This is a genomic window from Mycolicibacterium psychrotolerans (assembly GCF_010729305.1).
In the GTDB taxonomy this organism is placed as follows: Bacteria; Actinomycetota; Actinomycetes; order Mycobacteriales; family Mycobacteriaceae; genus Mycobacterium; species Mycobacterium psychrotolerans.
This window is the reverse complement of sequence record NZ_AP022574.1, coordinates 2668446-2691165: the sequence shown is the minus strand read 5'-3', so window position 1 is coordinate 2691165 and position 22720 is coordinate 2668446. Positions and strand designations below refer to the sequence as shown.

Annotated in this window: 24 protein-coding genes; 11 read left to right on the top strand and 13 right to left on the bottom strand. The window is 67.6% G+C overall.

All coding sequences use genetic code 11. The annotated features are described in order from the left end of the window. Positions 1 to 53 precede the first annotated feature (53 nt). On the bottom strand, positions 54 to 1598 hold the full coding sequence (locus G6N45_RS13350; RefSeq protein WP_163722760.1) for an AMP-binding protein: 1545 nt from the start codon (positions 1596 to 1598) through the stop codon (positions 54 to 56). An 81-nt stretch (positions 1599 to 1679) separates the two neighbouring features. Here G6N45_RS13350 and G6N45_RS13345 point away from each other — a divergent pair, with 81 nt between their 5' ends. From G6N45_RS13345 to G6N45_RS13315, 7 genes are all read left to right on the top strand, one after another. Next, entirely contained in the window at positions 1680 to 2408 is a 729-nt protein-coding gene (locus tag G6N45_RS13345) for an enoyl-CoA hydratase/isomerase family protein (protein WP_163722759.1), read from the top strand. Between the two features lie 59 nt (positions 2409 to 2467). Beyond that, positions 2468 to 2923: a Zn-ribbon domain-containing OB-fold protein gene (locus tag G6N45_RS13340; RefSeq protein WP_179965321.1), complete on the top strand. Its 456-nt coding sequence runs from the start codon at positions 2468 to 2470 to the stop codon at positions 2921 to 2923. Then, a complete protein-coding gene (locus G6N45_RS13335) occupies positions 2920 to 4074 on the top strand; it encodes a thiolase family protein (protein WP_163722758.1) in 1155 nt (384 codons plus the stop codon). Before G6N45_RS13340 ends, G6N45_RS13335 begins: the two co-directional genes overlap by 4 nt. Positions 4075 to 4154: 80 nt before the next feature. Then, positions 4155 to 4910 carry a hypothetical protein gene (locus G6N45_RS13330; protein ID WP_163722757.1) on the top strand — a complete coding sequence of 252 codons (756 nt, stop codon included), beginning with the start codon at positions 4155 to 4157 and terminating at the stop codon, positions 4908 to 4910. After that, complete coding sequence (locus G6N45_RS13325) at positions 4907 to 5632, top strand: hypothetical protein (RefSeq protein WP_163722756.1); 726 nt, start codon at positions 4907 to 4909, stop codon at positions 5630 to 5632. Before G6N45_RS13330 ends, G6N45_RS13325 begins: the two co-directional genes overlap by 4 nt. Next, on the top strand, positions 5629 to 6228 hold the full coding sequence (locus G6N45_RS13320) for a cytochrome c oxidase subunit 3 family protein (protein WP_163722755.1): 600 nt from the start codon (positions 5629 to 5631) through the stop codon (positions 6226 to 6228). The genes G6N45_RS13325 and G6N45_RS13320 overlap by 4 nt, the downstream gene beginning before the upstream one ends. A 4-nt stretch (positions 6229 to 6232) precedes the next feature. Further along, on the top strand, positions 6233 to 6517 hold the full coding sequence (locus G6N45_RS13315; RefSeq protein WP_163722754.1) for a cytochrome C oxidase subunit IV family protein: 285 nt from the start codon (positions 6233 to 6235) through the stop codon (positions 6515 to 6517). On the opposite strand, the gene G6N45_RS13310 is transcribed toward G6N45_RS13315, so the two are convergent. Further along, on the bottom strand, positions 6505 to 7125 hold the full coding sequence (locus G6N45_RS13310; RefSeq protein ID WP_163722753.1) for a TetR/AcrR family transcriptional regulator: 621 nt from the start codon (positions 7123 to 7125) through the stop codon (positions 6505 to 6507). The two genes, G6N45_RS13315 and G6N45_RS13310, sit on opposite strands and share 13 nt — an antisense overlap. Positions 7126 to 7261: 136 nt before the next feature. On the opposite strand from G6N45_RS13310, the gene G6N45_RS13305 reads away from it, so the two are divergent. The 3 genes from G6N45_RS13305 to G6N45_RS13295 all read left to right on the top strand — a co-directional run bounded on the left by G6N45_RS13305 (position 7262) and on the right by G6N45_RS13295 (position 9545). Further along, entirely contained in the window at positions 7262 to 8551 is a 1290-nt protein-coding gene (locus tag G6N45_RS13305; protein WP_163722752.1) for a cytochrome P450, read from the top strand. A gap of 111 nt (positions 8552 to 8662) precedes the next feature. After that, positions 8663 to 9130, top strand: coding sequence for a hypothetical protein (locus G6N45_RS13300; RefSeq protein ID WP_163722751.1), 468 nt, complete (start codon positions 8663 to 8665; stop codon positions 9128 to 9130). Position 9131: 1 nt separating this feature from the next. Next, on the top strand, positions 9132 to 9545 hold the full coding sequence (locus G6N45_RS13295; protein WP_163722750.1) for an Rv2576c family protein: 414 nt from the start codon (positions 9132 to 9134) through the stop codon (positions 9543 to 9545). 6 nt (positions 9546 to 9551) lie between these two features. Here G6N45_RS13295 and G6N45_RS13290 read toward each other — a convergent pair whose 3' ends face one another. Next, a complete protein-coding gene (locus G6N45_RS13290; protein WP_407664327.1) occupies positions 9552 to 9947 on the bottom strand; it encodes a hypothetical protein in 396 nt (131 codons plus the stop codon). 177 nt (positions 9948 to 10124) lie between these two features. Between G6N45_RS13290 and G6N45_RS13285 the strand changes: the two genes are divergently transcribed. After that, positions 10125 to 10631, top strand: coding sequence for an Rv2253/PknI dimerization domain-containing protein (locus G6N45_RS13285; protein ID WP_163722749.1), 507 nt, complete (start codon positions 10125 to 10127; stop codon positions 10629 to 10631). Between the two features lie 66 nt (positions 10632 to 10697). Here the strand turns inward: G6N45_RS13285 and G6N45_RS13280 are convergent, their stop codons facing one another. The 10 genes from G6N45_RS13280 to G6N45_RS13235 all read right to left on the bottom strand — a co-directional run bounded on the left by G6N45_RS13280 (position 10698) and on the right by G6N45_RS13235 (position 22720). Beyond that, on the bottom strand, positions 10698 to 12449 hold the full coding sequence (locus G6N45_RS13280) for an MCE family protein (RefSeq protein WP_163722748.1): 1752 nt from the start codon (positions 12447 to 12449) through the stop codon (positions 10698 to 10700). Then, positions 12449 to 13843, bottom strand: coding sequence for an MCE family protein (locus tag G6N45_RS13275; protein ID WP_163722747.1), 1395 nt, complete (start codon positions 13841 to 13843; stop codon positions 12449 to 12451). Before G6N45_RS13275 ends, G6N45_RS13280 begins: the two co-directional genes overlap by 1 nt. After that, positions 13840 to 15309, bottom strand: a complete 1470-nt coding sequence (locus G6N45_RS13270) for an MCE family protein (protein WP_163722746.1) — start codon at positions 15307 to 15309, stop codon at positions 13840 to 13842. The genes G6N45_RS13275 and G6N45_RS13270 overlap by 4 nt, the downstream gene beginning before the upstream one ends. After that, complete coding sequence (locus G6N45_RS13265; RefSeq protein WP_163722745.1) at positions 15309 to 16391, bottom strand: MCE family protein; 1083 nt, start codon at positions 16389 to 16391, stop codon at positions 15309 to 15311. Before G6N45_RS13265 ends, G6N45_RS13270 begins: the two co-directional genes overlap by 1 nt. Then, positions 16391 to 17416 (bottom strand): MCE family protein, encoded by a 1026-nt coding sequence (locus tag G6N45_RS13260; protein WP_163722744.1) that lies wholly within the window; start codon positions 17414 to 17416, stop codon positions 16391 to 16393. Before G6N45_RS13260 ends, G6N45_RS13265 begins: the two co-directional genes overlap by 1 nt. Then, on the bottom strand, positions 17413 to 18600 hold the full coding sequence (locus G6N45_RS13255; RefSeq protein ID WP_246228985.1) for an MCE family protein: 1188 nt from the start codon (positions 18598 to 18600) through the stop codon (positions 17413 to 17415). Before G6N45_RS13255 ends, G6N45_RS13260 begins: the two co-directional genes overlap by 4 nt. A gap of 8 nt (positions 18601 to 18608) precedes the next feature. Continuing rightward, positions 18609 to 19466: an MlaE family ABC transporter permease gene (locus G6N45_RS13250; protein WP_163722743.1), complete on the bottom strand. Its 858-nt coding sequence runs from the start codon at positions 19464 to 19466 to the stop codon at positions 18609 to 18611. Positions 19467 to 19476: 10 nt separating this feature from the next. Further along, a complete protein-coding gene (locus G6N45_RS13245; protein ID WP_163722742.1) occupies positions 19477 to 20286 on the bottom strand; it encodes an MlaE family ABC transporter permease in 810 nt (269 codons plus the stop codon). Then, complete coding sequence (locus G6N45_RS13240; protein ID WP_163722741.1) at positions 20276 to 21445, bottom strand: thiolase C-terminal domain-containing protein; 1170 nt, start codon at positions 21443 to 21445, stop codon at positions 20276 to 20278. Before G6N45_RS13240 ends, G6N45_RS13245 begins: the two co-directional genes overlap by 11 nt. A 99-nt stretch (positions 21446 to 21544) precedes the next feature. Further along, a complete protein-coding gene (locus tag G6N45_RS13235; RefSeq protein WP_163722740.1) occupies positions 21545 to 22720 on the bottom strand; it encodes an OB-fold domain-containing protein in 1176 nt (391 codons plus the stop codon).

The window sequence follows — 22720 nt, the reverse complement described above, 5'->3', positions numbered from 1 at the left end:
TTATCCTCTCGCGAGAATCGTATTCTCATTCGCGGTCGGCCGCAACGGCCCGCCTACCTCGCCGTCGTCAGGCGGACGTGTTCGCGCACCAGGAACTTCTGGACCTTGCCGCTGGCGGTCCTCGGATAGTCGTCCACCTCCAACAACTCCTCGGGCCATTTCTGCGTCGCCACCCCGGCCCCGCGGAAGTGGGCGCGCACGTCCTCGATCGACGGCATCGCATGGCCGTCGCGGATCCGCAGCACCGCGGCGGCCCGCTCGCCCAACCGCGCATCGGGCGCGGCGACGACGACCGCCTCGGCCACCGCGGGCATGGCGAGCAGCACCTCCTCGACCTCGAGGGCGCTGATGTTCTCGCCGCCACGGATGATGACGTCGGCCTTGCGGTCGGTGATGGTCAGGTAGCCGTCCTCGTCGAGGGTCCCGATGTCGCCGGTGCGGTACCAGCCGTCGTCGTCGAACGCGCGCCGGGTCAGCTCGGCGTCGGTGTACCCGAGGCACAGATCAGGGCCACGGCTGTAGATCTCGCCGTCCGGGCCGAGGCGGATCTCCACCCCGGGCCGGACATCACCGTCGGTGAACAGCCGCTTCGCCTCGGGCGCGTCCGGGCGCGACCCGGTGATCGACGGGTGCTCGGTGCTTCCGTAGGAGCGGAAGACGAACATCCCGAGGTCAGCCAGCCGCCGGGTCAGCGACGCCGGCACCGACGAGCCGCCGAGACCGACCGTGGTGAAGTGGGCGAGGTGTTCGGGCCGGCAGTCGGGATGGTCCAGCAAACTGGTGACGAAGAACGGCGGGCCGCCTCCGATCGACAGGCCGTCCCGCTCGATCAGCGTCAGCACCTTCGCCGGGTCCCAGACGTCGCACAGATCGATCGGCGCCGCTTCGAGGACCGGGATCAGGAACGCTCCCAGCATGCCGATGAAGTGCCCGACCGGGGTCGCGGTGAGCTGGCGCCCACGGTCGGGCGGGTAGTTCTCGAGTAGCTGGCGCGTCTCGAAGCCCAGCGTCTGGTGACTGTGGATCACGCCCTTGGGATCGTGGGTCGTGCCGGAGGTGAACGCGATCAGGGCGGGACCCGACGGGTCGACGGCGACGGTGCCCTCGAAGGGCTCGTCGGCCAGGAGGTCGTCGAACGAGTGGTGACCGACGAGGCCGACGATCGGGACGTCGACGACCAGATCGGGCTGGAAACGCATGCGGCCGAACGCCTCGGTCGTGATGAAGACCCGCGGCCGTGCGGTCGCGATGATGTGCGCCAACTCCTTGCGGCCGTAGAAGTGCACGATCGGGACGATGACCGCGCCGAGGAGGGCCGAGGCCCAGAACGTCACGGCGGCCTCACGCCAGTTGGGCAGCTGCAGGGCGACCACATCGCCCGGTCCGACGCCACGGGCGGCCAGTCCGGCGGCCAGGCGGCGCGCGTCGCGTTCCACCTCACCGCAGGTCCCCGCATACGGCCGGACCGCGGAGTGGACGTGGAAGCCGGTGTCGCGGCTGCGCTCCAGCCCCGTGGCGACGAGCTCGCCCAGGCTCTCCCGCGTCCACCAGCCTTGGCGCTCGTATCGGCTGACCAGGTCAGCGGGGATACTTCGCATGTCCTTCGCGCCACCTCCCATCCGGGAGACGATGCTATTCTCCGCCTGCGAGAATGCCAATACCGAAAAGGGAGAACGTCGATGGTGGACCTCGACATCGATGACGGTCTGGCGATCATCACCATCGATCGGCCGCACGCCCGCAACGCGATCTCCCTCGACACGATGGATCAGCTGGACGAGGCCCTCGACGGCGCCTCGGGTTCGGCGGGTCTCGTTCTCACCGGGGCCGGCGACCGGGCCTTCGTCTCCGGCGGCGACCTCAAGGAGCTCAGTGCGCTTCGCACCGAGGAGCAGGCCGCCGCGATGGCCGTCCGGATGAGGTCGATCTGCGATCGGATCGCGAGCTTTCCCGCCCCCGTCGTCGCCGCCCTCAACGGTCACGCACTCGGCGGCGGCGCAGAGTTCGCCGTGGCCGCCGACATCCGCATCGCCGCCGACGACGTGACGATCGGCTTCAATCAGGTCGCGCTCGCGATCATGCCGGCATGGGGCGGGGCCGAGCGCCTCGTCGGCCTCGTGGGTTACAGCCGGGCACTCCTGCTGGCGGGTACCGGGCGCATTCTCGGTGCCGCGGAGGCCGAGCGGATCGGGCTGATCGACCAGGTGATCCCCCGCGCCTCGTTCGACGAGCAGTGGCGCCTGGCCGCCCGATCGCTGGCGACGGTCCCGGCCGGTCAGGTCAAGCGCGTCATGCGGGGCGTGCCGACCGCTGAGGCCGTGTCGGCGTTCGCGCGCCTGTGGGTGTCTGACGACCACTGGGCAGCGGCGGACAGGGTGATGAACAAGGGGCGACGCACCAGCGGGTGAAGACTTCGGGCAATACGTTCTCTCTGGACGAGAACGACATTTCCATTTATGGTCATCGAGTGTCCACCTCGCAGCGGGCGCTGGCGCCCGAGATCTCCACCTGGCCCGATGACGATCCCCAGCTCATCGGCAGCACCTGTGGCGTCTGCGGCGCCACCGCCTTCCCGTCTCAGCACCGCTGCCCCCGGTGCAGTGCCGCCGCGATGAGCCAGACGTTGCTCCCCCGCCGCGGCACCCTGGTGGCCTGGACCACGCAGGGATTCCCGCCCGGAGCCCCGTACATGGGTCCGGCCGGCAAGGACTTCGTGCCGTTCGGGGTGGGCCTGGTGCAACTGGGCGAAGGCGCCGACGCCGTCATCCGGGTCGAGGGCCGACTCACCGAAAACGATCCCGTGAAGCTGCGATTCGGCGAACGCGTCGAGCTGACGATGATTCCGTTCACCACCGACGCGGACGGGACCGAGATCGTCACGTTCGCGTTCCAGCCGATCGATGACCAGGAGGCCCCGGCGTGACCAGTACAGCCACGGACGTTGCGATCATCGGCGTCGGCCTGCACCCGTTTGGCCGGTTCGACAAGACCGCGATGGAGATGGGCGCCGAAGCCATCGATCTCGCGCTCGCCGACGCCGGAATCGGTTGGAAGGAAATCCAGTTCGGTTTCGGAGGCAGCTACGAGATCTCCAATCCCGACGCCGTCACCCGACTGGTCGGGTTGACGGGAATCACCTTCACCAACGTGTTCAACGCCTGCGCCACCTCGGCGTCGGCGATCCAGCAGACCGCGGACACGATCCGGCTGGGCAAGTACGACATCGGTATCGCCATCGGGCTGGACAAGCACCCTCGCGGCGCCTTCACCGACGATCCCGCCAAGCTCGCCCTGCCCCAGTGGTACGCCGAGAACGGCCAGTTCGTCACCACAAAGTTCTTCGGCATGAAGGCCAACCGCTACATCCACGAGCACGGGATCTCTCAGGAGACCCTGGCCCGGGTCGCGAACAAGAATTTCCGCAACGGCGCCCTCAATCCGAATGCGTTCCGCCGCAAGGAGATTTCGGTCGAGGAGATCCTCGCCTCCCCGGTGCTCAACTACCCGTTGACCCAGTACATGTTCTGTGCGCCCGACGAGGGCGCCGCCGCGGTGATCATGTGTCGCGGCGACCTGGCGCGCACGTTCACCGATACGCCCGTCTACGTGCGGGCCAGCGAGATCCGGACGCGGACCTTCGGCGCCTACGAAGTCCACGCCACCTCCGCACCGCTCGACGAGGATCCCTCTCCGACTGTGTACGCGGCCAGGGCCGCCTACGAGGCGGCCGGGATCGGACCCGAAGACGTCGACATCGCCCAGCTCCAGGACACCGACGCCGGCGCGGAGGTCATCCACATGGCCGAGACCGGCTTGTGCGCAGACGGCGAGCAGGAGAAGCTGCTGGCCGACGGCGCGACGGAGATCCACGGAAGCATGCCCGTCAACACCGACGGCGGCCTGATCGCCAACGGCGAGCCCATCGGCGCCTCCGGCCTGCGGCAGGTGCACGAACTCGTCCGTCAGCTGCGCGGGCAGGCCGGTGACCGTCAGGTGCCGGGCAGACCCCGGGTCGGGCTGGCACAGGTGTACGGCGCGCCCGGCACCGCGTCGGCGACGATCCTGTCGCTGTAGATCCCACCCTGGAGCTTCGGTAGCCGATCGGCTACTCTCGCCGGTAGCCGATCGGCTACCGAATGCGAGGGAGGGTCCCGATGCAGATTCTGGCTGCAGCAGAGGAACTTCCGAGAACGAGCGCGCTGAAGGCCCAACTGGTGTGCCTGCGGATCACCCCGGCGGTCGGCGCGATTCTGCTCGTAGCGTTCGTCGCGTTCCCGGGGTTCCTGCCTCCGATGGCACCGGACATGTCACCGGCCGAGGTCGCGACGTTCTACACCGAGAACACCGCGATGATCCGGTTCAGCATGCTCACCTACAACCTGTGCGCGATCATGCTGCTGCCGTTCTTCATGCTGATCGTCGTCCAGATGAAACGGATGGCCACGCAGACCCATGTGCTGGCCTACTGCTACCTCACCGCGGTCGTGAGCGGCGCGACGATCTTCGCGCTCGCCGACATCTTCTTCCTGGTCGCCGCGTTCCGCCGGGACCGCGATCCCGAACTCGTCCAGTTGCTCAATGACCTGGCCTGGATCACGCTCGTCGCCCCGGTCGGCATGCTCGTCGCACAGAACCTCCTGCTGGCCGCTGCGGTTTTCTTCGACACCGGCCGCCACGGTAGCCCGCGTCCCGTGTTCGGCCGCTGGGTCGGGTACTTCGCCGCGCTCACCGGGCTGGCGATGGCGCCTGCTGCCGCGGCCGCGGTGGCGTCCTCCGGACCGCTGGCCTGGAACGGTGCCGTGTCGTTCTGGCTGCGGATCGCGGCCTTCGCCTCCTTCGTGGCCGTGATGTTCTTCGTCCTGCGAAACACGCTGCACCGTCAGGCAATCGACGACGGCATCGCCTCATGACGGCACCCCCCGACGTCCGGCCGGCGCCGGCGCGCGACCTCTGGCTCGTCTTCTGGATCGTGCCGGCCTTCTACACCGCGTTCGGTGTCATCTTCTTCGCGCTGGCCCGCGTGATGCCGCCGCCGCGGCCCGACATCACCGAGGCGCAGCAGGCCGCGTTCTTCGGCGCGCACGCGACCACCATCGGGATCGGTTTCGGCACGCTCGTTCTCATCGTGGGTGGCGCCGGCGTGGCCAACGGCATCGTCGCCTACCACATGAAGCGCATGACGACCGGCTCTGTGCTGGCCTACGCCTACATCGGCTCGATGGCCGTGGGCGCGCTGCCGGGGTGTCTTCTCGTCGCGTTCTGCTTCCTCGCCGCGGTCTACCGGCCCGAGAGGGACCCAGCGCTGCTCGCGCTGCTGTACGACCTGGGCCTGCTGTCCTATGTCGGGTCGCTGGGCTGCTTCACCACCGCCTACTTCGCCTTCGCCGTCGCGATCCTCTACGACCGCAACCAGATCTTCCCGAAATGGCTGGCGTACGTGTCGATCTGGCAGATCGTCACCGAGATCCTCGCCGTTCCGGTGTTCATCTCCACGGCAGGCCCGTTCGCCTGGAACGGCTCGATCTCCTTCTGGATGGGCACCGTGATCTTCGGCTTCTGGCTGTCGTGCGTGATCTACTTCCTCAAGCGCGCCAACGAGTGCCGATCCGCCGACGAGGTGCCGGTGGGATGACCGAGACCACTGCTCCGCGCAGCGATGCGCCCAAGACAGCCGCGCGGAGGGGGCATCTGCCCGGTGACCTCCCCATGTGGGTGATGGTGCTCGGCGATCTGCTGATCTTCGGCGCCTACTTCCTGATCTTCATGGTGCACCGGGCGATGGATCCGCATGGGTTCCTCGAGGCCCAGCAGCATCTGGACCTCGACATCGGCGCGTTGAACACTCTTGTACTGCTGACGAGTTCGTGGTTCATCGCACGCAGTGTGGTGCACGCCCGCGGCGGCGAGCATGCGGCCGCCCTGCGGTTGACCGTGCTGGCCGGTGGGTGCGGGTTCGTGTTCGTCGCACTGAAGGGCTACGAGTGGTCGACCATGATCGCTGTCGGCCACACCGTGGCCGGCAGCGAGTTCTTCATGTTCTATTACATGCTCACCGGCGTGCACGTGTTCCACGTGCTGCTCGGGCTGGTGATCATGGGAGTCGTGTTGCGCGAGATTCGGCCTACGCACAGGCGGCGGCTGTCGATGATCGAGTCCGGGGCCGTCTACTGGCACATGGTCGATCTGCTCTGGGTGGTCATCTTCGCCCTGCTCTACGTGGTGAGGTGAGACGGTGACGACGCCGGCGACGAGCACCACCCGCGCTCTCACCGTGGCGTGGCTCGCCCTCTGCGCGATCACGGTGATCTCGTGGTGGCTGGCACCGGGGCATGCCTCCGGCACCGCGAGCGCCAGCGTGCCGCTCACCGTCACCGCGATCACGCTCGGCTTCGTCAAGGGACGGGTGATCGTGCGCAGTTTCATGGAAGTCCGCTTCGCTCCTGCGTGGCTACGCAGGGCCACGGATGGATGGCTGGTGACGCTCTGGGCGTCGATCCTGGTGATCTACCTCTGGTGAGCCGCCGCGCCCTCGACCGCAGGCAGCGGGTCACCCTCCAGGCGGCGCAGCCACTGTTCACAGAACGCGAACGTCTCCGCGTGGCCGGTGCTGATGCCCAGCGCGCGCTCGACCACCATGGCCTGAGACACGCTGGTGGCGAACACGGTCCACACCACCGGCGGCACCTCCGTCGCGTCGATACCGTGCCTGCGCAGGGCCACGGTGATGGCGATGTTCTGTTCCTGTCGGAATCGCTCAGCGTAGTAGACGATTTCGGCCCGCAGTGCCTTGCGGTGATTGGCCAGACCCATGAACTCCATCGTCAGCCGGGTGGCCTCGGGAGCGGTGCTGAACCGCCACAGCGCCCACAGCGGCTGCTCGGACTGCAGCGCCGTGCTCAGCACGGCGAGACCTTCTTCGGCCCTGCGCCGGAACACTGCCAGGAAGAGGTCTTCCATCGTGCGGAAGTAGTAGTGCACCAGCTGAGGTTTGAGCCCGGCCCGGTCGGCGACGCGCCGCGAGGTGACCGCCGCGTACCCCTCCTCGATGAGCAGCTGCTCGGCGGCGTCGAGGAGCACGACGCGGTTTTTCGCGTCCGGCGCCCCGATCCGGCGTGGCGATGCCACGGCGACCACCTTTCCTGCGCGTGTCGTCTTGGAACCTTGACCCTAACTCTTGCACCATGCTAAGCAAGTGCTCAGCATTTCGCGGCGTTCCCTCGGTAGCGTTTCGCGGAACACACCACTTCAGGAGGCCCGGGACATGAGCGATTTCGACACGATCGACTACTTCACCGATCCGTCGCTGGTGCCCGATCCGCACCCGTACTTCGATCATCTGCGCAACCGGTGTCCCGTGGTGCGGGAACCCAACTACGGGGTGCTGGCCGTCACCGGGTACGAGGAAGCGGCGACGGTCCTCAAGGACGCCGAGACGTTCTCGTCGTGCATCGCGGTCGCCGGCCCGTTCCCGCCGCTGCCGTTCGTGCCCGAAGGGGACGACATCACCGACCAGATCACCGTGCACCGACCCCAGATGCCCATGTACGAGCACATGGTCACGATGGATCCACCGGACCACACCAACGCCCGGTCCCTTCTCAACAGGCTCCTGACGCCCAGCCGGCTCAAGGAGAACGAGGACTTCATGTGGCGGCTCGCCGACGAGGTGCTCGACGACATCTTCGCCAGGGAACCCGCCGGGCGCTGTGAATTCCTGTCCGCCTACGCAAAGCCGTTCTCGCTGTTGGTGATCGCCGACCTACTCGGCGTCCCCGAAGCCGACCACGAGGAGTTCCGCACCGTGCTGGGTGCACCGCGGCCGGGCGCCATCGTCGGCTCGCTGGACCACAGCGACCTGGTGGGCACGAACCCGCTGGAGTGGCTGGACGAGAAGTTCATCGGTTACCTCGAAGACCGCCGCAGGGAGCCGCGCGACGACGTGCTCACCGCACTCGCGACGGCGAAGTACCCGGACGGGTCGACGCCGCCGGTGATCGAGGTCGTGCGCTCGGCCACCTTCCTGTTCGCCGCCGGCCAGGAGACGACCACCAAGCTGCTCACCGCCTCCCTGCGCGTGCTCGGCGACCACCCCGACGTCCAGGAGCGGTTGCGCAGCGACCGCTCTCGCATCCCCGTCTTCGTCGAGGAGGCGTTGCGGATGGACGCGCCGGTCAAGAGTCAGTTCCGCCTCGCCCGGAAGAACACGAAGGTCGGCGACGTCGACGTGCCCGCGGGCACCACGATGATGGTGTGCCCGGGCGCGGTCAACCGGGATCCCGACCGCTTCGCGCATCCCCACGAATTCGATCTGGACCGCAAGAACGTCCGGGAGCACATCGCGTTCGGCCGCGGCGTGCACTCCTGCCCCGGCGGGCCACTCGCCCGCGTCGAGGGCAGGGTGTCGATCGAACGGATCCTCGATCGCATGCGCGACATCGCGATCGACGAGGACCATCACGGCCCTGCCCACGCCCGCCGGTACACCTATGAACCCACGTTCATCCTGCGCGGACTGACGTCGCTGAACATCACCTTCACCCCGGCAAGCTGAGCACCCGGCCCGGCGGGGGCCCGCTCCGCCGTTCCACCGACGCGCCCGCGCGGAGTTGCTATTCTCACCGGGGAGAATGACGCTCTCGTAGCGATCTGCAGCGAGCTCGACATGGAGGATCATGTGAAGTCGGTCGTGGCGCTCGCTGTCCTGATGGTCGCGGGTCTCGTGTCCGCCCCCACCGCGCCGGCGATGACGCTGGGCAACTATCTGCTGCACATCCCGGACCGGCGCGACTTCCACACGTACGTCTGGTCGATGATCGCGCCGTGCCGGAACCCGGACAACTCGAAACGCCAGGACTGCATCGACGTGAACACCCTGCCCCAGCCGATCGCCAAGGCCGTCTACAGCCAGGTCAAGGCAACACTGGCCGACAACCGCTACACGATGGTGATCGAGGACCCGTTCGGGCTGCGCTGCGGCGACATCTACTACGGACCTACGGTTCCCACCCACGACGTCTACACGTGGGACGCGACGTCGCTCACCGGCGAGCTCGTCTCCTCCTTCGCCGCCGGCTGTGACGGTGCACCGGGTGGCCGGCTCACCTATCCCTTCTTTCTGACCAGGATGTGAGATGAGAGTGCGATACGCCGTTCTTCCAGCGCTGGTCGTGGTAGCCGTGAGCGCGACGGCGCCGGCCACGGCGCAGGGCCCGGCGATGCATCACGTGCGCTACACCGTCAGCGCCAACGCTGCGTCCTTCGCCGACATCTACTACCGCGACGCGGAGCCGGCGGTGTTCAGCGATTACAGCCACAACCCCTACGTCTTCAGCCCCCGCGTCCAGGTCGATGTCGCGCCGGACCGACCGTGGGTACTGGAGACGCAACTCGCGAATCCCGACCTGTGGGCGATGGTGCTGGTGCAGAGCGGCGAGACCCGCATGTTCGACACCGCCGGCTTCACCTGCGAACTCGCCGTCGACGGTGTGGTGGTGAAGACCAACAGCGGCGCCAGAGGTGCGCTCTGCTCGATCCGGAACTGGTAGCCGCCCTCAGGCGTCGCCGCGGCGCCAGAGGCTGCGGTCGTTCATCGGCACGCACGCCAGGAAGAGCCCGTCCGGCGCCTGCGCGACGGCGTCCATGTAGCCGGTGCAGTCGGTGTTCTCCTCGCGGATGCCCATCATCGGTGGAGAGCGGAACCAGCGCGGCTCGTAGCGGCGGGGAGAGCCGCAGAACAGCAGCCGGCCGGCCCGCGTCGACACACCGGCGACGGCGGTGCCGAAGACGTAGTAGCTCGTGTTCGAGCAGTACGAACCCTGAACGACGTTCGGCGTGATCCCCGGCACGCACGACGGATCGTTGCAGGTCTGCGGCTCTGCGGCGGCCTGAGGCGCGGGCATTACTCCCAGCGCCACCAGTGACGTGGCCGCGATGACGGTCAAACGCACGTGACCACTCTCCCACATCCGGAAATGGAACTCTCGATATCGGAGAAGATCGATCTGACCACACTGACCGCGCGATCACCACTGCCGCCAGATCCGTTGAAAGGCAACGTCACCCCGATGTAACTGTTATTCTCCGAAATCGAGAACACGCCTACCCCGGTTTCGAGGAGCTCACCCATGTCGGCGTCCAGACTCAATGCCAGCGCCGCGCTCGTCACGGCGGCCGCCGCCGGTGTGCTGCTCGCGCCACCCGCCGACGCGGGCGAGGGCTGGGGCATCAACGGTACCTTCGCGGTGTCGTCCAACGGCGACTTCGCCAAGGTGAACGAGCGGTTCCAGGATCAACCCGGCGAGCGGTCCACCTGGACCATCGGCACGCAGTGCGTCTCCCCCACCGAGTGCACCGGCACGGTCACCAGCGACGCCGGCTGGAGTGCGCCGATCTACACGACGAACGGGCTGTACTACGTCAAGCGCGTCGTCCCCAACTGGCGCTTCTGCGCGGACGGCCAGCCGATCGAAGGTCTGCAGGTCTACAAGCTCTATCCCGTCGGCTTCGACGGGCACGTCGATGCGGCCGCCGACGAGTACACCGGCGAGAACCAGACGACCGGCCCCAGCGGCTCCTGTGGCCGCAATCAGTGGCCGACGGTTCGGATGCCGTTCTACATGAAGAAGATCTGACACCCGGCACCGCCGCCCGACCGGCCCCGCGTGCGATGCGCTCGGGGCCGAGCCGTTCTCACGGTGTCACATCGGCATCAGGTCCCGCCACGACGTGGGCGCCGTGGCGAGATCGGCTTGGCGGTAGAGCTTTCCGTCACTGCCCATGTACTCCCCGGTGCGGGGGTTGTACTTGGCCACCGCAACCGACGGCCCGTCCCCCTGACCACCGGTGAAGGCGCTCGGCGAGACGACGGGCGCCGGAGCCGGCACCGGAACCACGGTGGGCGGCAGGTTCAGCTCGTCCGGCGAAACCCCCGGGGGCACCGGGATTTCAGTCGCCTGCGGAAGCTGCGCCGGCGGCGCGGGCACGATCGCCGGATCGGTCACCTGAGCTGGTCCGGGTGAACTCACCGGAGGTGCGGTGTACAGCGGCTGGCCCGGCAGCATCGCCCCGGGATTCGTCCCCGCGAAGTTCGGCGGCGGCGACGGCGGCGGAGCGATGTCCGGCGGCGGAGCGACCACTCCCGGCGGCAGCGGGGTGCCCTCGATCGGACCGAAGATGTTGTCGTCCGGCCGCACTCGCGAGTCCGGCAGGATGCCCTGCGCGATGAGGTTCGGATCGAGCGGATACGGACCGAGCGCGTGCTGGCGCTGCGCGATCGGCTGATAGCCGTTCGGGTCGTTGCACAGCTCGACGGTGGGCGCCCGCTTACCCGGATGATCCATGCAAGGGTAGTTCCGAGCGCCGCGGACCCCGATCGGTGAGTCCTGCGGCAACTTGCAATACAGGCCGTCAGGCGTGTCGATGACCGACGTGTCGACAGGACTGCGCCACTCCGACGGCGGCAGGAAGCCCACGGTGCAGGCAGGCGGATCACCGAGGCCCAAAGAGAAGTCGCCGTTGGGTAATCCGGTCGGGTTGTTGGTCGGGGCGTAGGTCTGGATCTGCGCGACGAACGGTGGGACCAGCACCAGCAACTGCTCGATCGACGGGTTGTAGGTCACCCCGATCTGGCCGAACGTGGTCAGGTTGGCCAGCAGCACCGGCAGCGTCGGCTTGATCTGATTGAGCAGACGCGATGTCTCCTGCGCGAATCCGGGACCGTTCTGCAGGATCGAGCGCACCTGGGAGTCGTTGTTCGCGACCTGTTCGGTGACACCGGCCAGGCTCGCCGCCCACGTCCGGATCGCATCGGTGGTGCGCGCCTGGGCGTCCAGGAACGGGCCGGCGTCCTCGGTGAGTGCGACCGTCTGGTCGGACACCGCGTTCGCATCCCGGGTGACCGTCGACGACGAGTCCAGCAGCGAACCGAAGTCGTATCCGGTTCCGTTGAACGCCTTGTACGACTCGTCGAGCAGCCGGCTCAGGCTGTCCTTGGGAATCGTGTCCACCAGGGAGCTGAGCTGGTCCAGCATCGGGCCGACCGCCTGGGGAATGGCGGTGTTCGCCATCGCGATCACCGATCCGTTCTCCAGGTAGGGTCCGGAATCGGTGCGCGGCAACAACTCCACGTACTGCTCACCCACCGCCGACATGCTGCGCACCTCGGCCTTCAGGTCGGCGGGGATCTTGGGCGAACGCTCCAGGGACATCGTCGCTTCGGCGCCGTGATCGGTGAGCGTCACCGATGTCACCTTGCCGATCTGGGACCCGCGGTAAGTGACGTTGCTGAACTGGTAGAGACCGCCGGCGGCGGGAAGATCCATCTTCACGGTGATGCGGCCCACGCCCAGCAGCATGGGGACCTGCATGTAGACGAACACCATCACCAGGACCCCGACGACCGAGGCGATCGTGAAGATGATCAGCTGGTTGCGGACGAAACGGGTGAGCACTAGCCACCACCTCCGGGGGCAGGCGGCTGGGCGGCCGGGGCATTCGGTTGCGGGCCATACGGTCCCGCGAAGATCTGGCCGGGGCCGCTGGGCGCCGGCGGTGCGGACTGGGTCTGGATCTGCCCGCCCGGCACCGACAGCGGCGCCGGCGGGATCACCGGCAGGATCGGTCCGACATCCGCGGTCACGGGAGGCGGGGCCGACGGCACCACCACGTCGCGGGGTGGCACCGGCGGTGCCGGCGGGTAGGAGACATCACCCACCGGGGGGCGCATGTTCGGCGGTGGGTCGATCCCGAGCTTGAGCGGGTCGTAGGTGTACTGCAGATAGTTCGGGTCGCCGGGCGCGGGAATCAGCTGCGCCCCTTCCTGTTCCCACCGGGTACCGAGGAAGGTGGTGCGCTTCAGCCGCGGGATCGTGAGGTCGACGGTGGCGAACAGGTTGTAGTAGTCGCCGCGGATCGCGCGGTCGATGAAGCTCTGAGTGAAGGGGAAGTGTGCGGCGTACTCCAGCAGCGAGTTCAGATCGGGGCCCACGTCGGCGAAGGTCTTGATGACCGGCTCGAGGTTCTTCAGGTTCTGCACCAGATCGGCCTGTGAATCGTTGACGAACCGGGTGGCGGTGTCGCTGAACGTTCCCAGCTTCTGCAGCGCGGTGGTCAGGCGTGGCCGCTCCCTGACCAGGACGTCGATGGCGGGCGGGATCCGGTCCAGCGCCCTGGTGATGTCGTCGCGTTGACCGGCGAAGGTCGACGCGAGGCGATCGAGCGACTGGATCGACGCCACGATGTTGTCCCGCTGCGCATCCAGGGTGCCGACGAAGTTGTCAAGCCGGCCCAGAAGATCGCGGATCTCCCCCTCGCGGCCGTTGAGCGCCCCGCTGACGTTGTGGATGACATCGCCGATCTGGCCGAGGCCTCCGCCGTTGACGACGGCCGCGAGCGCCGACAGGGTCTGCTCGGTGGTCGGATAGGTCGACGAGTCGTTGAGTCCGATGGTGGTGCCCGGGGCGAGCGTGCCCTGCGGGGCCTGCCCGGCCGGCGGGTTCAACGCAAGGTGCATGGATCCGAGCAGGCTGGTCTGTCCGACGCTGGCGACCACGTTGGCCGGGATCATCACGTCCGGCTTGACCGAGATCTCCACGTCGGCGTGCCAGTCCTTGACCGACAGGGACCGCACGCTCCCCACCACGACGTCGTCGATCATCACCGGTGAATTCGGTTCCAGCGTCGCGATGTTCGCCACCTCGACGTGATAGACGACCGCGTCGGAGCCCCGCCCGACGGCACCGGGTAGCGGCAGCGAGTTCACGCCCTGGAAGCCGCACCCGCTGACCGACACCGCCACACACGTGGTGACGACGGCGGCCCGCCGTGAGAATGTCTGTTTGGTCATGCCGGGGGCGTCCCTCCTGCGGGGGGCGCCGGTGCGGGCGCCGGAGCTTCTGCGGCCAGCGGCGGCCCGCCCACCGGGCCCGGCGCGGGTCCCGGAGCGGGACCGGCCGGCGCCAGCATCGAGTACACGCTGGGCGGCACGCTGGGGGGAATCACCGGCGGGGCACCGGGCAACAGTTGCTGTGCGCCGGGCGCAGGCACGCCGGGCGGCCGCCCGGTGTACGGCGCCGGTCCGGGTGCGACCCCGTCGTAGGCGGAGATGGCCGGCGGCTCGGTCGGCGGTGCCGGCGCCCCGCCGGGGCCGCCTGGCATCAGGTTGGCCTCGGAGTAGATCAGGTTGTCCGGGTTGGCCGAGGGCATCAGGAACGGGGCGATCGGGAACGGCAGGTAGTTGAAGTTGAGCAGCCGCAGCGCGGGACCGAGGTAGTCCGAGCACAGCTTCGCGGTCTCGGGGGCGGTGGTGTTCTCGATGGCTCCGATGGCCCCGCAGACGAATTGCACAGGGTTGGAGAAGTTGTTCAGCACGAACTGGCCCACCGCGCTGCCCACGTCGGGGTTGTAGATGTTGTACGCGTTCGACAGTGCGTTGGGCGCGATGTGCAGGAGGTTCTCCAGCTCCATCTTGTTGTCGAGCAGGTTGCCGGTCACGTTGGCAAGCCGCTGCACCTGTTCGGAGGTCTTGTCCCGGGTGCCCGCGACGAACCGCTGCACGTCGACGACGGCCACCGACAGGTTCTTCAGCGCGGCGTCGAGGTCCGATCTGCTGCCGTCGACCACACTGGTCAGCGTGGCCAACCGGTTCTGGAACATCACCACCTGCTCGTTGCTGTTCTTCAACGCGGTGACGAATGTCTGCAGGTTCTTGATGATGTCGACCACGTTGCCGCTACCTTCGGCGAGCACGCGGGCCACGCCCGAGAGCTGAGAGATGGTCTGGCGCAACTTGTCTCCGTTGCCCTCCATCGCGTTGGCCGCGCTGTCGATGAACCGGGACACCGACGTGCCGTCCACACCGCTTCGCGGACCGAGGTCGGTGGCCAACCGCATGAGCTGTTCTTTGACCTCGTCCCATTCAACCGGCACCGCGGTGCGCTCCAGCGGGATCACCGAGTCGTCGGGCATCGTGGGGCCGCTCGACCGGTAGGCGGGCGTCAGCTGCAGGTACCGCGCGGCCACCAGGTTCGGAGCGACGATCACGGCCTTGGCGTCGACCGGTATCGGCACATCGCGGTCGACGCTGAGCACCATCCGGGTCTGCGTGCCCTCGGGGGTGATCGACTCGATCCGCCCGACCTCGACTCCCGACACTCGCACCTCGTCGCCGGGATAGATACCCGTGGCGGAGGTGAAGATCGCCGAGATCGTGCGCGGCCCGAAGTAGGTCTGTCGGATCAGGTAACCACCGCCTGCGAGGAGCAGCACCGCGAGGGCCACCGCCACGATCGTCGCCAGCCGCCTACGCCCCATCAGCGGGTACCTCCCGGGATCCCGTTGTACGGCAACGGGAGTTCTGCGCGCGGCCCCGAGGTGTCCGGCGGCTGACCGGCGTTGGTGCCGCGCCGGAAACCGAACGCGTAGTCGATGAACGGCTGCAGCAACTGCGCGGGCTGCAGGTTCGGGACGTAGGCGTTGTAGTACGGGCCATTGGCCAGGGTCTCACCCTGGGCCAGGATGAACTTCTTCAGACTCGGCAGGATCTTGGTGATGTTCTCCCGGTTGCGCTCCAGCATCGCCATCACCGAGTTGAGCCGCTGCAGGGTCGGCGCCAGTTCGGCTTCGTTGTCGGCGACCAGACCGCTGAGCTGCTGCGCGACCGCCGAGGTGTTGGCGAGCAGGTCGACGATCGCCTGCCGGCGGTCGTTGAGCACACCGAGCAGATCATTGGCGTTGAGCAGCAACGTGTTCACCTGCTGACTGCGCTGGGACAGCACCTCGGTCACGTCGCCGGCGCTCTTGAGCAGGGCGGCCAGATTCTCGTTGCGGTCGTTGATCGACTGGGACAGCCGGCTCAGGCCGTCGAACGTCGGGCCCAGTTGCGGTGCGATCTGGTCGATCGTCGACGACAGTGTGTCCAGCGACTGGTTCAGCGCCGCGGTGTCCGTGCCCGCGGTGTTGGTGGTCAGGTCGCTGACGGCGTCGGTCAGCGAGTACGGGGACGACGTGCGCGACGTGGGGATGACGTCGTGCGAGTCGAGCGTGCCGCTGCCGTCGGACTCGAGGGTGATCACCCGCTCCCCCAGCAGGGATCCCGTGCGGATGTGTGCGGTCGTCAGCGAACCCAGCGGATACTTGCCGTCGATGGTGAACGTGACCAGCGCGTCGCCGTTGTCGAGCGCGACGTCGGTGACCGTGCCCACCTTGATCCCCGACAGTGTCACGTCGTTGCCGACGGCGATTCCGCCCGCCTCGGTGAACAGGGCCTGATGCCGGATGGACGTGGCCCACTGGACCAGACGCTCGGGCTGCAGCCCGACCGCGATGACGAGAATGATCAGCGTCACGCCGATGAAACCCGCCTTGATGAGATTCGATTCTCGGTATTTGCGCATCAGGGCTCAGCGCACCTTCCGCCTTCTTGTTTGATCATGGGGAAGACCGCGGTCCGGCCCTGCAGATCGGTGACCCGGATCGACAGGCCGCAGATGTAGTACATGATCCAGCTGCCGTACGAGCCCAAGCGGGCCAGTTTCCGGTAGTTCTCAGGCCCCCGCTGCAGCGCCCGGTCGAGCACGACCTGATGGTCGTCGAGAAGCGGGGCCAAGCGGTTGAGCTGGTCGACGGTGCCGGCCAGCGGCGGCCGGGCCTCGGTGAGAAGGTCTGTCAGAGAGGCGGTTCCGCTGTCGAGCGCAGTGATGGCCGTACCGATCGGATCCCGGTCCTGCGACAGCCCGCTGACCAGTTGCTCGAGCCGGTCGATGGCGTCGGAGAACTTGTCGCCGTCCTTGCCGATGGTGTCGACGACGGTGCGCAGGTTGTCGATCAACTGCTGCACCACGGCGCTGTTGTCGGCCAGCGTGGTGGAGAGCGAGGACGTCTTGCTGAGCAGCGAATCCAGGGTGTTGCCCTGACCTTGGAAGATCTGCACCAGTGCCGAGGTCAGCGCGTTCACATCCTGCGGATTCAGACCCTGCACCACGGGCCGCAAGCCACCGAGCAGCAGATCGAGATCGAGCGCGCCGGCGGTCCGTTCCTTCGGAATCTGCGCGCCCGCGGGCAGCACCCGCGTCGAGCCCGGGCCGTCGAGGAGTTCGAGGTAGCGGTCACCGGTCAGGTTGAGATACCGGACCGCCGCCTTGGTGCCGGTGGTCAGGACCACGGTACGGTCCGCGTCGAACTTCACCAGCACGTTCTTGTCGTCCTGCAGCTCGATGTCGTTGACCGTGCCCACGCGCACCCCTGCGACACGGACCGAGTCTCCGGTCTTCAGCCGCGAGGCATCGCCGAACACCGCCGAGTAGCTGGAGGTCGAGCCGCTGCGGTACTGGCTGAACGCCATGAACAGGAACGCGGTGAGCAGGACCATCACCACCGCGAAGATCCCGAACTTGACCAGAGTGCCGGTGGTGCGCGTCATCCCGGTTGCCCGATCTGTGCGGTGTTGCGAGGCGGACCGTCCAGCGGCCCGAACAGCAGTTGCTTGAGGCCGTCGGAGTTGAGCACGATGCCCTGGTTGCCGTACTGCCATGGGTTGGCGCCGGTGTCGGCGACCAGGTACTTCGATCTGTTGCCGAATCCGATGTAGGGCAGCCCCATACACTGCGGACCGCCCTTGGCCGCCACCTTGGGCAGGTTCGCCGGATAGCGGTACCGCTCGATGCCGAGGGTGAAGGCGACGTTGACCAGAACGCCGGGATCGAGCTGGGGCGGTTGATGCAGCGTGTACTGCATGCCTTTGAGCGTGCAGTCGATGGCCGGGGCATACCGCTGGAACACATCCGTGGTCGGAACGAGAAGATCCAGCACGGTGCTGAACGCGGCCCGGTTGCTTCCCAGGACGTCGTTGCCGATGTCGGCCAGGCCGATGGCACTGACCAGGAAGGTGTCCAGGTTGTCCTGCTGGTCGACGATGCTGTCGCTGAGCGTGGTCGAGTTCTGCATCGTGCGAATGAGATCCGGCGCTGCATCGGCGTAGGCGGTGGCGACCGGTGCGGTGAGCTCGATGTCCCGGCTCAGGCTCGGCAGGCTCGGCTCCAGCTTGGCCAGCAGGGTGTTGAGATCGCTGAGCGCCTGACCGAACTTCTCACCGCGGCCGGAGAACGCCGCCGAGAGCGCACCGAGTGTCTCGTTCAGCTTCGCGGGGTCGATCTTGTTCAGCACCGAAACGAGCTGCTGGAAAACGGTGTTGGCCTCCACCATGACGTGTTGGCCCTGCAGCGTCTGGCCGGCCCGCAACGGGACGTCCGACGGATTCGACGGCGCGACCAGTTCGACGGACTTGGCGCCGAACACGGTCGACGAGGCGATGTCCACGCCGACATTGCTCGGGATCAGGTGCAGCGCAGAGGAGTCGATGGCCAGCCGCAGATCGGCTGTGCCGTCCGGACGGTAGGACACCGTCTCCACGGTGCCGACCTGCACCCCGCGCATCTTGACCTTGGCTTCCGGGTTCAGCACCAGGCCGGCGCGGTTCGAGATGACCGTCACTGGGGCGGTGTCGCGGTAGCCACCCCGGAACAGGACGACGGCCAGCGCGACCACCGCGACGATCGCGATGACCATGCCCGCACCGACCAGGGGCCGGAGATAGCTGCGCGTCACCTGTCCCCCTAGCCCGACAGATTGAAGTTGCCGTTGGAACCGTAGATCGACAGCGACACCAGCAGCGTCACCGAGACCACCACGATCAGCGAGGTGCGCACCGCGTTGCCCACGGCGACACCGACGCCCGACGGACCACCGGTGGCGAAGTAACCGAAGTACGTGTGGATCAACAGGATCGTGATCGCCATCAGGATCGCCTGCAGGAAGGACCACAGCAGGTCGATCGGGTTGAGGAAGGTGTCGAAGTAGTGGTCGTAGAGCCCGCTGGACTGACCGAACAGCACCGTCGTGGTGAATTGGCTTGCGACGAAGGAGAGGATCACCGCGATGGAGTACAGCGGGGTGATCGCGATCATGCCGGCGACGATGCGGGTCGACACGAGGTACTCGATGGGACGGATGCCCATCGACTCCAGGGCGTCGATCTCCTCGTTGATGCGCATGGCGCCCAGCTGCGCGGTCACGCCGGCGCCGAAGGTGGCGGCCAGCCCGATGCCCGCCACCACGGGCGCCGAGATCCGCACGTTGATGAAGGCCGCCAGGAAGCCGGTCAGCGCCTCAATCCCGATGTTGCCCAGCGAGCTGTAGCCCTGCACCGCCAGCGTGCCGCCCGCCGCCAGTGTGAGGAAGCCGACGATCACCACCGTGCCGCCGATCATCGCCAGCGTCCCAGCGCCCATGGAGATCTCGGCGATCAACCGGACGATCTCCTTGCGGTAGTGCACCGCCGCGTGGGGCACCCCGGCGATCGCCTTTCCGTAGAACATCGTGTGATCGCCGATGCGTGAGAGCGTCGCCACCGGACGGGCGGCGTAATTCGTCAGCCGCGGGAATCGCGTACGCAGAACTGTTGAGGTGCCCATGATGTCCCGTCTAGCCCGACGTCATCCGGATGCCGACCGCGGTGACGACCACGTTGATGACGAACAGCGCCATGAAGGCGTAGACGACGGTCTCGTTGACGGCGTTGCCGACGGCCTTGGCGCCGCCACCGGTGATGGTCAACCCGCGGTAACACGCCACCAAGCCGGCGATCAGCCCGAACAGCGCTGCCTTGACGCACGAGATGATGACCTCGGGAACACCGGTGAGCAGCGTGATGCCGGCGGCGAAAGCGCCCGGGTTGACGTCCTGGATGAACACCGAGAACGTGTAACCGCCCAGGATGCCGATGATCACGACCAGGCTGTTGAGCAGCAGCGCCACCAGACCGGAGGCCAGCATCCGCGGAGTCACCAGCCGCTGCACCGGGTTGATACCCAGCACCTCCATGGCGTCGATCTCCTCGCGAATGGTCCGCGATCCCAGATCCGCGCACATCGCCGTCGCGCCCGCACCCGCCACGATCAACACCGTCACCAGCGGACCCACCTGCGTCACCGCCCCGAATGCCGCTCCGGCGCCGCTCAGGTCGGCCGCTCCGAGCTCACGAAGCAGGATGTTGAGAATGAAGCTGACGAGCACGGTGAACGGAATGGCCACCAGCAGCGTGGGCGCCAGCGACACCCGGGCCACGAACCAGCACTGCTCCAGGAACTCTCGCCACTGAAAGGGCCGGCGGAAGATGAACACCACCGCATCGGCCGACATCGAGAACAACCCCCCGACCGCCTGCAGCGGACCCTTGACGTTCCGAATCTGCGCGATCCCGGGGGACCATCGTTCAGGTCCTCTACCTGCCATGGCTGCCGGATCCTTCCAGGATCGTCACGGCCGCGACCGCTGTCGGTCCGCCGATGTTGTGGGCCAACCCGATACGAGCCCCGTCCACCTGGTTGACGGCTTCACCCCGCAACTGCTGGAACAACTCGACGCACTGTGCCACACCTGTGGCACCCGGCGGGTGCCCTTTGGACTTCAATCCACCACTGGGATTGACGGGCAGTGACCCGCCCATGCTGGTCTCCCCCGCTTCCAGCAGTTTGTAGCCGCCCAGCCTCTCAGCAAATCCGAGGTCTTCGTAGCTCATCAGCTCGATGCCGGTGAGGAAGTCGTGCACCTCGGCGACGTCGACGTCGACCGGCCCCAACCCGGCCATCGCGAACGCCTGCTTGGCCGCGCGGGTGGTCGCCGGGAACGTCGTCAGGTCCGGCTTGTGCTGATGCATGACCGAATCCAGGCCCAGTCCCACCCCGCGGATCCATACCGGCCGGTCGGTGAACCGGTCGACGACGTCCTCGGCCGCGATCACCAGCGCTGCGGCGCCGTCGCTCTGCGGCGCGCAGTCATACATCCGGAACGGCGTCACCACCGTTGGTGCGTTCAGGGCCTGCTCCATCGTGATCTCGAAGCGCAGCCGCGCTTTGGGATTGTCCACACCCTGGCGGTGGTTCTTGACCGCCACCATGGCCAAGTGTTCTTCAGTTGCCGGAGATTCGTGGAGATATCGGCGAACATGGAGGGCGAATCCAGCGGGGGCCACGAGACCGAGCGGGTAGTCCCAGGCCATGTCGCGGGCCATGGCCTCCCACTCCCAGAGCATGTCGGCCGAGGTGGTGTCGCGCAGTTTGTCCGCGCCCACCACAAGTGCGACGTCGAAGACGCCCGAGGCGACGCCGAACAGCGCGTTGCGCAGCGCGTCATGGCCGGTGGCACAGGAGTTCTCGACGCGGCTGACGGGTAGTTCGGGCAGCCCGAGGGTGTCGGCGAGGATTCCGGCGGGGAATCCGTCGGCAGTCCCCATCGCGCCGAACCATGCGGCCTGCAGGTCGGTCCTCGCGAGTCCCTTGTCGACCGACTGCGCGCACTCCGCGAACGCCATCGGCAGCAGATCCTTGATGCCGAGGGCGAAGTGCTCGGCGAACGGGGTCATCCCGGCGCCGACGATCGCGACCCTCCTCATGCCTCGACTCCCGCTCGCTCCGGTCCTCGCTTCGCTGCGATCCTCACTCGCGCTCGCCTTCGGGTCCTCATGCCTCGACTCCCGCTCGCCTTCGGGTCCTCACGCCGCGACTCGTTCCGGTTCGAACGCGTAGCCGTAGTCGGGGACCCCGGAGCGCACCGCGACCCGGCGCAGCGCCAACCGGCCACGGTCTCCGATTTCGACCGTGCCGGGCGTCGCGCCCGTGACCTTCACCAGCGCCCGCACCGCGACGTCGTCGAGCTCGACGATGACCAGTGAATAGGGGCTCCGCAGTCCCGGCACCGGGATGTGCACCGTGGTCTCGGTGTACACGGTGCCGGTGCGCGGCAGCGGAACCAACTCGTAATCGGTTGCCAGCGAACCGTCATCGCCCACCCGGTAGCGGGGCGGAAAGTCGAGCGCCTGGCTGTCGCTGAACGTTCCTGCCTCCCAACGTACTTTGGCCTCGAAGGCGCGCTCGTAGGCGGCCAGGGAGATCGGGATGTCGGCGTCGGCGACGAAATCTCCGGCCGGAACCGGCTGTGCCGCAGGCTCTCTGCGGTGTATTGCGGCGGTGCCGCCGGTGACGGTGATCCCGGACAGGATCGCCTGCTCGACGGCCACCAGTGGGCCGGTGGCACCGCGCTCGGCGAGGGAGGCCAGCGCGAACAGGCTTGCGCTCGCGCCGATGGTCGGCAGCACGGGCGGATCCGGCAGACACAACTCGGTGACGCGCTGCTGGTCCACACCCGCCACCGCCACCGGGGTGCCCAGCCAGGCGGCGGCCAGCGAGGCGACCAGACCCCGCTCGTGCAGCAGGCGCGGGTCACCGTAGTCGTGCACGTCGCCCGTGGCGTTGCGGGTCCGCACCGGCAGGCTGCGCGCGACCCGCGCTGCGGTCCGCACCCGCAGCCCGTGCTCAGCGGTCACCAGGGCCGCTGCACCGGCCGGATTCAGGTCGGCACCGATGATCAAGGTGCGCGGACGCGCCGAGCTCAGGGCGTCGACGGTGGCCGGGGCGCCGCCGAGCCGCTCGTCCACCTCGAGCTCCGAGTCCAGCCCGAGGCCGGCCAGCAGGACCGCGGCGTTGCTGCTCTCCGTCAGCGGCATGTGCCGGCTGACCAGCACCACCCGCTCGACCGTCGCCCCCGCCTCCAGCGCTGCCCGGCCCGCCTCCACCGCCATCGTGACGACGTCCTCGTCGTCGCCGGCGACCCGGTGCAGGGACGACCCCCAGCACGGCAGGTAGGTGCCGATCGAGGCGACGTGGGGCAT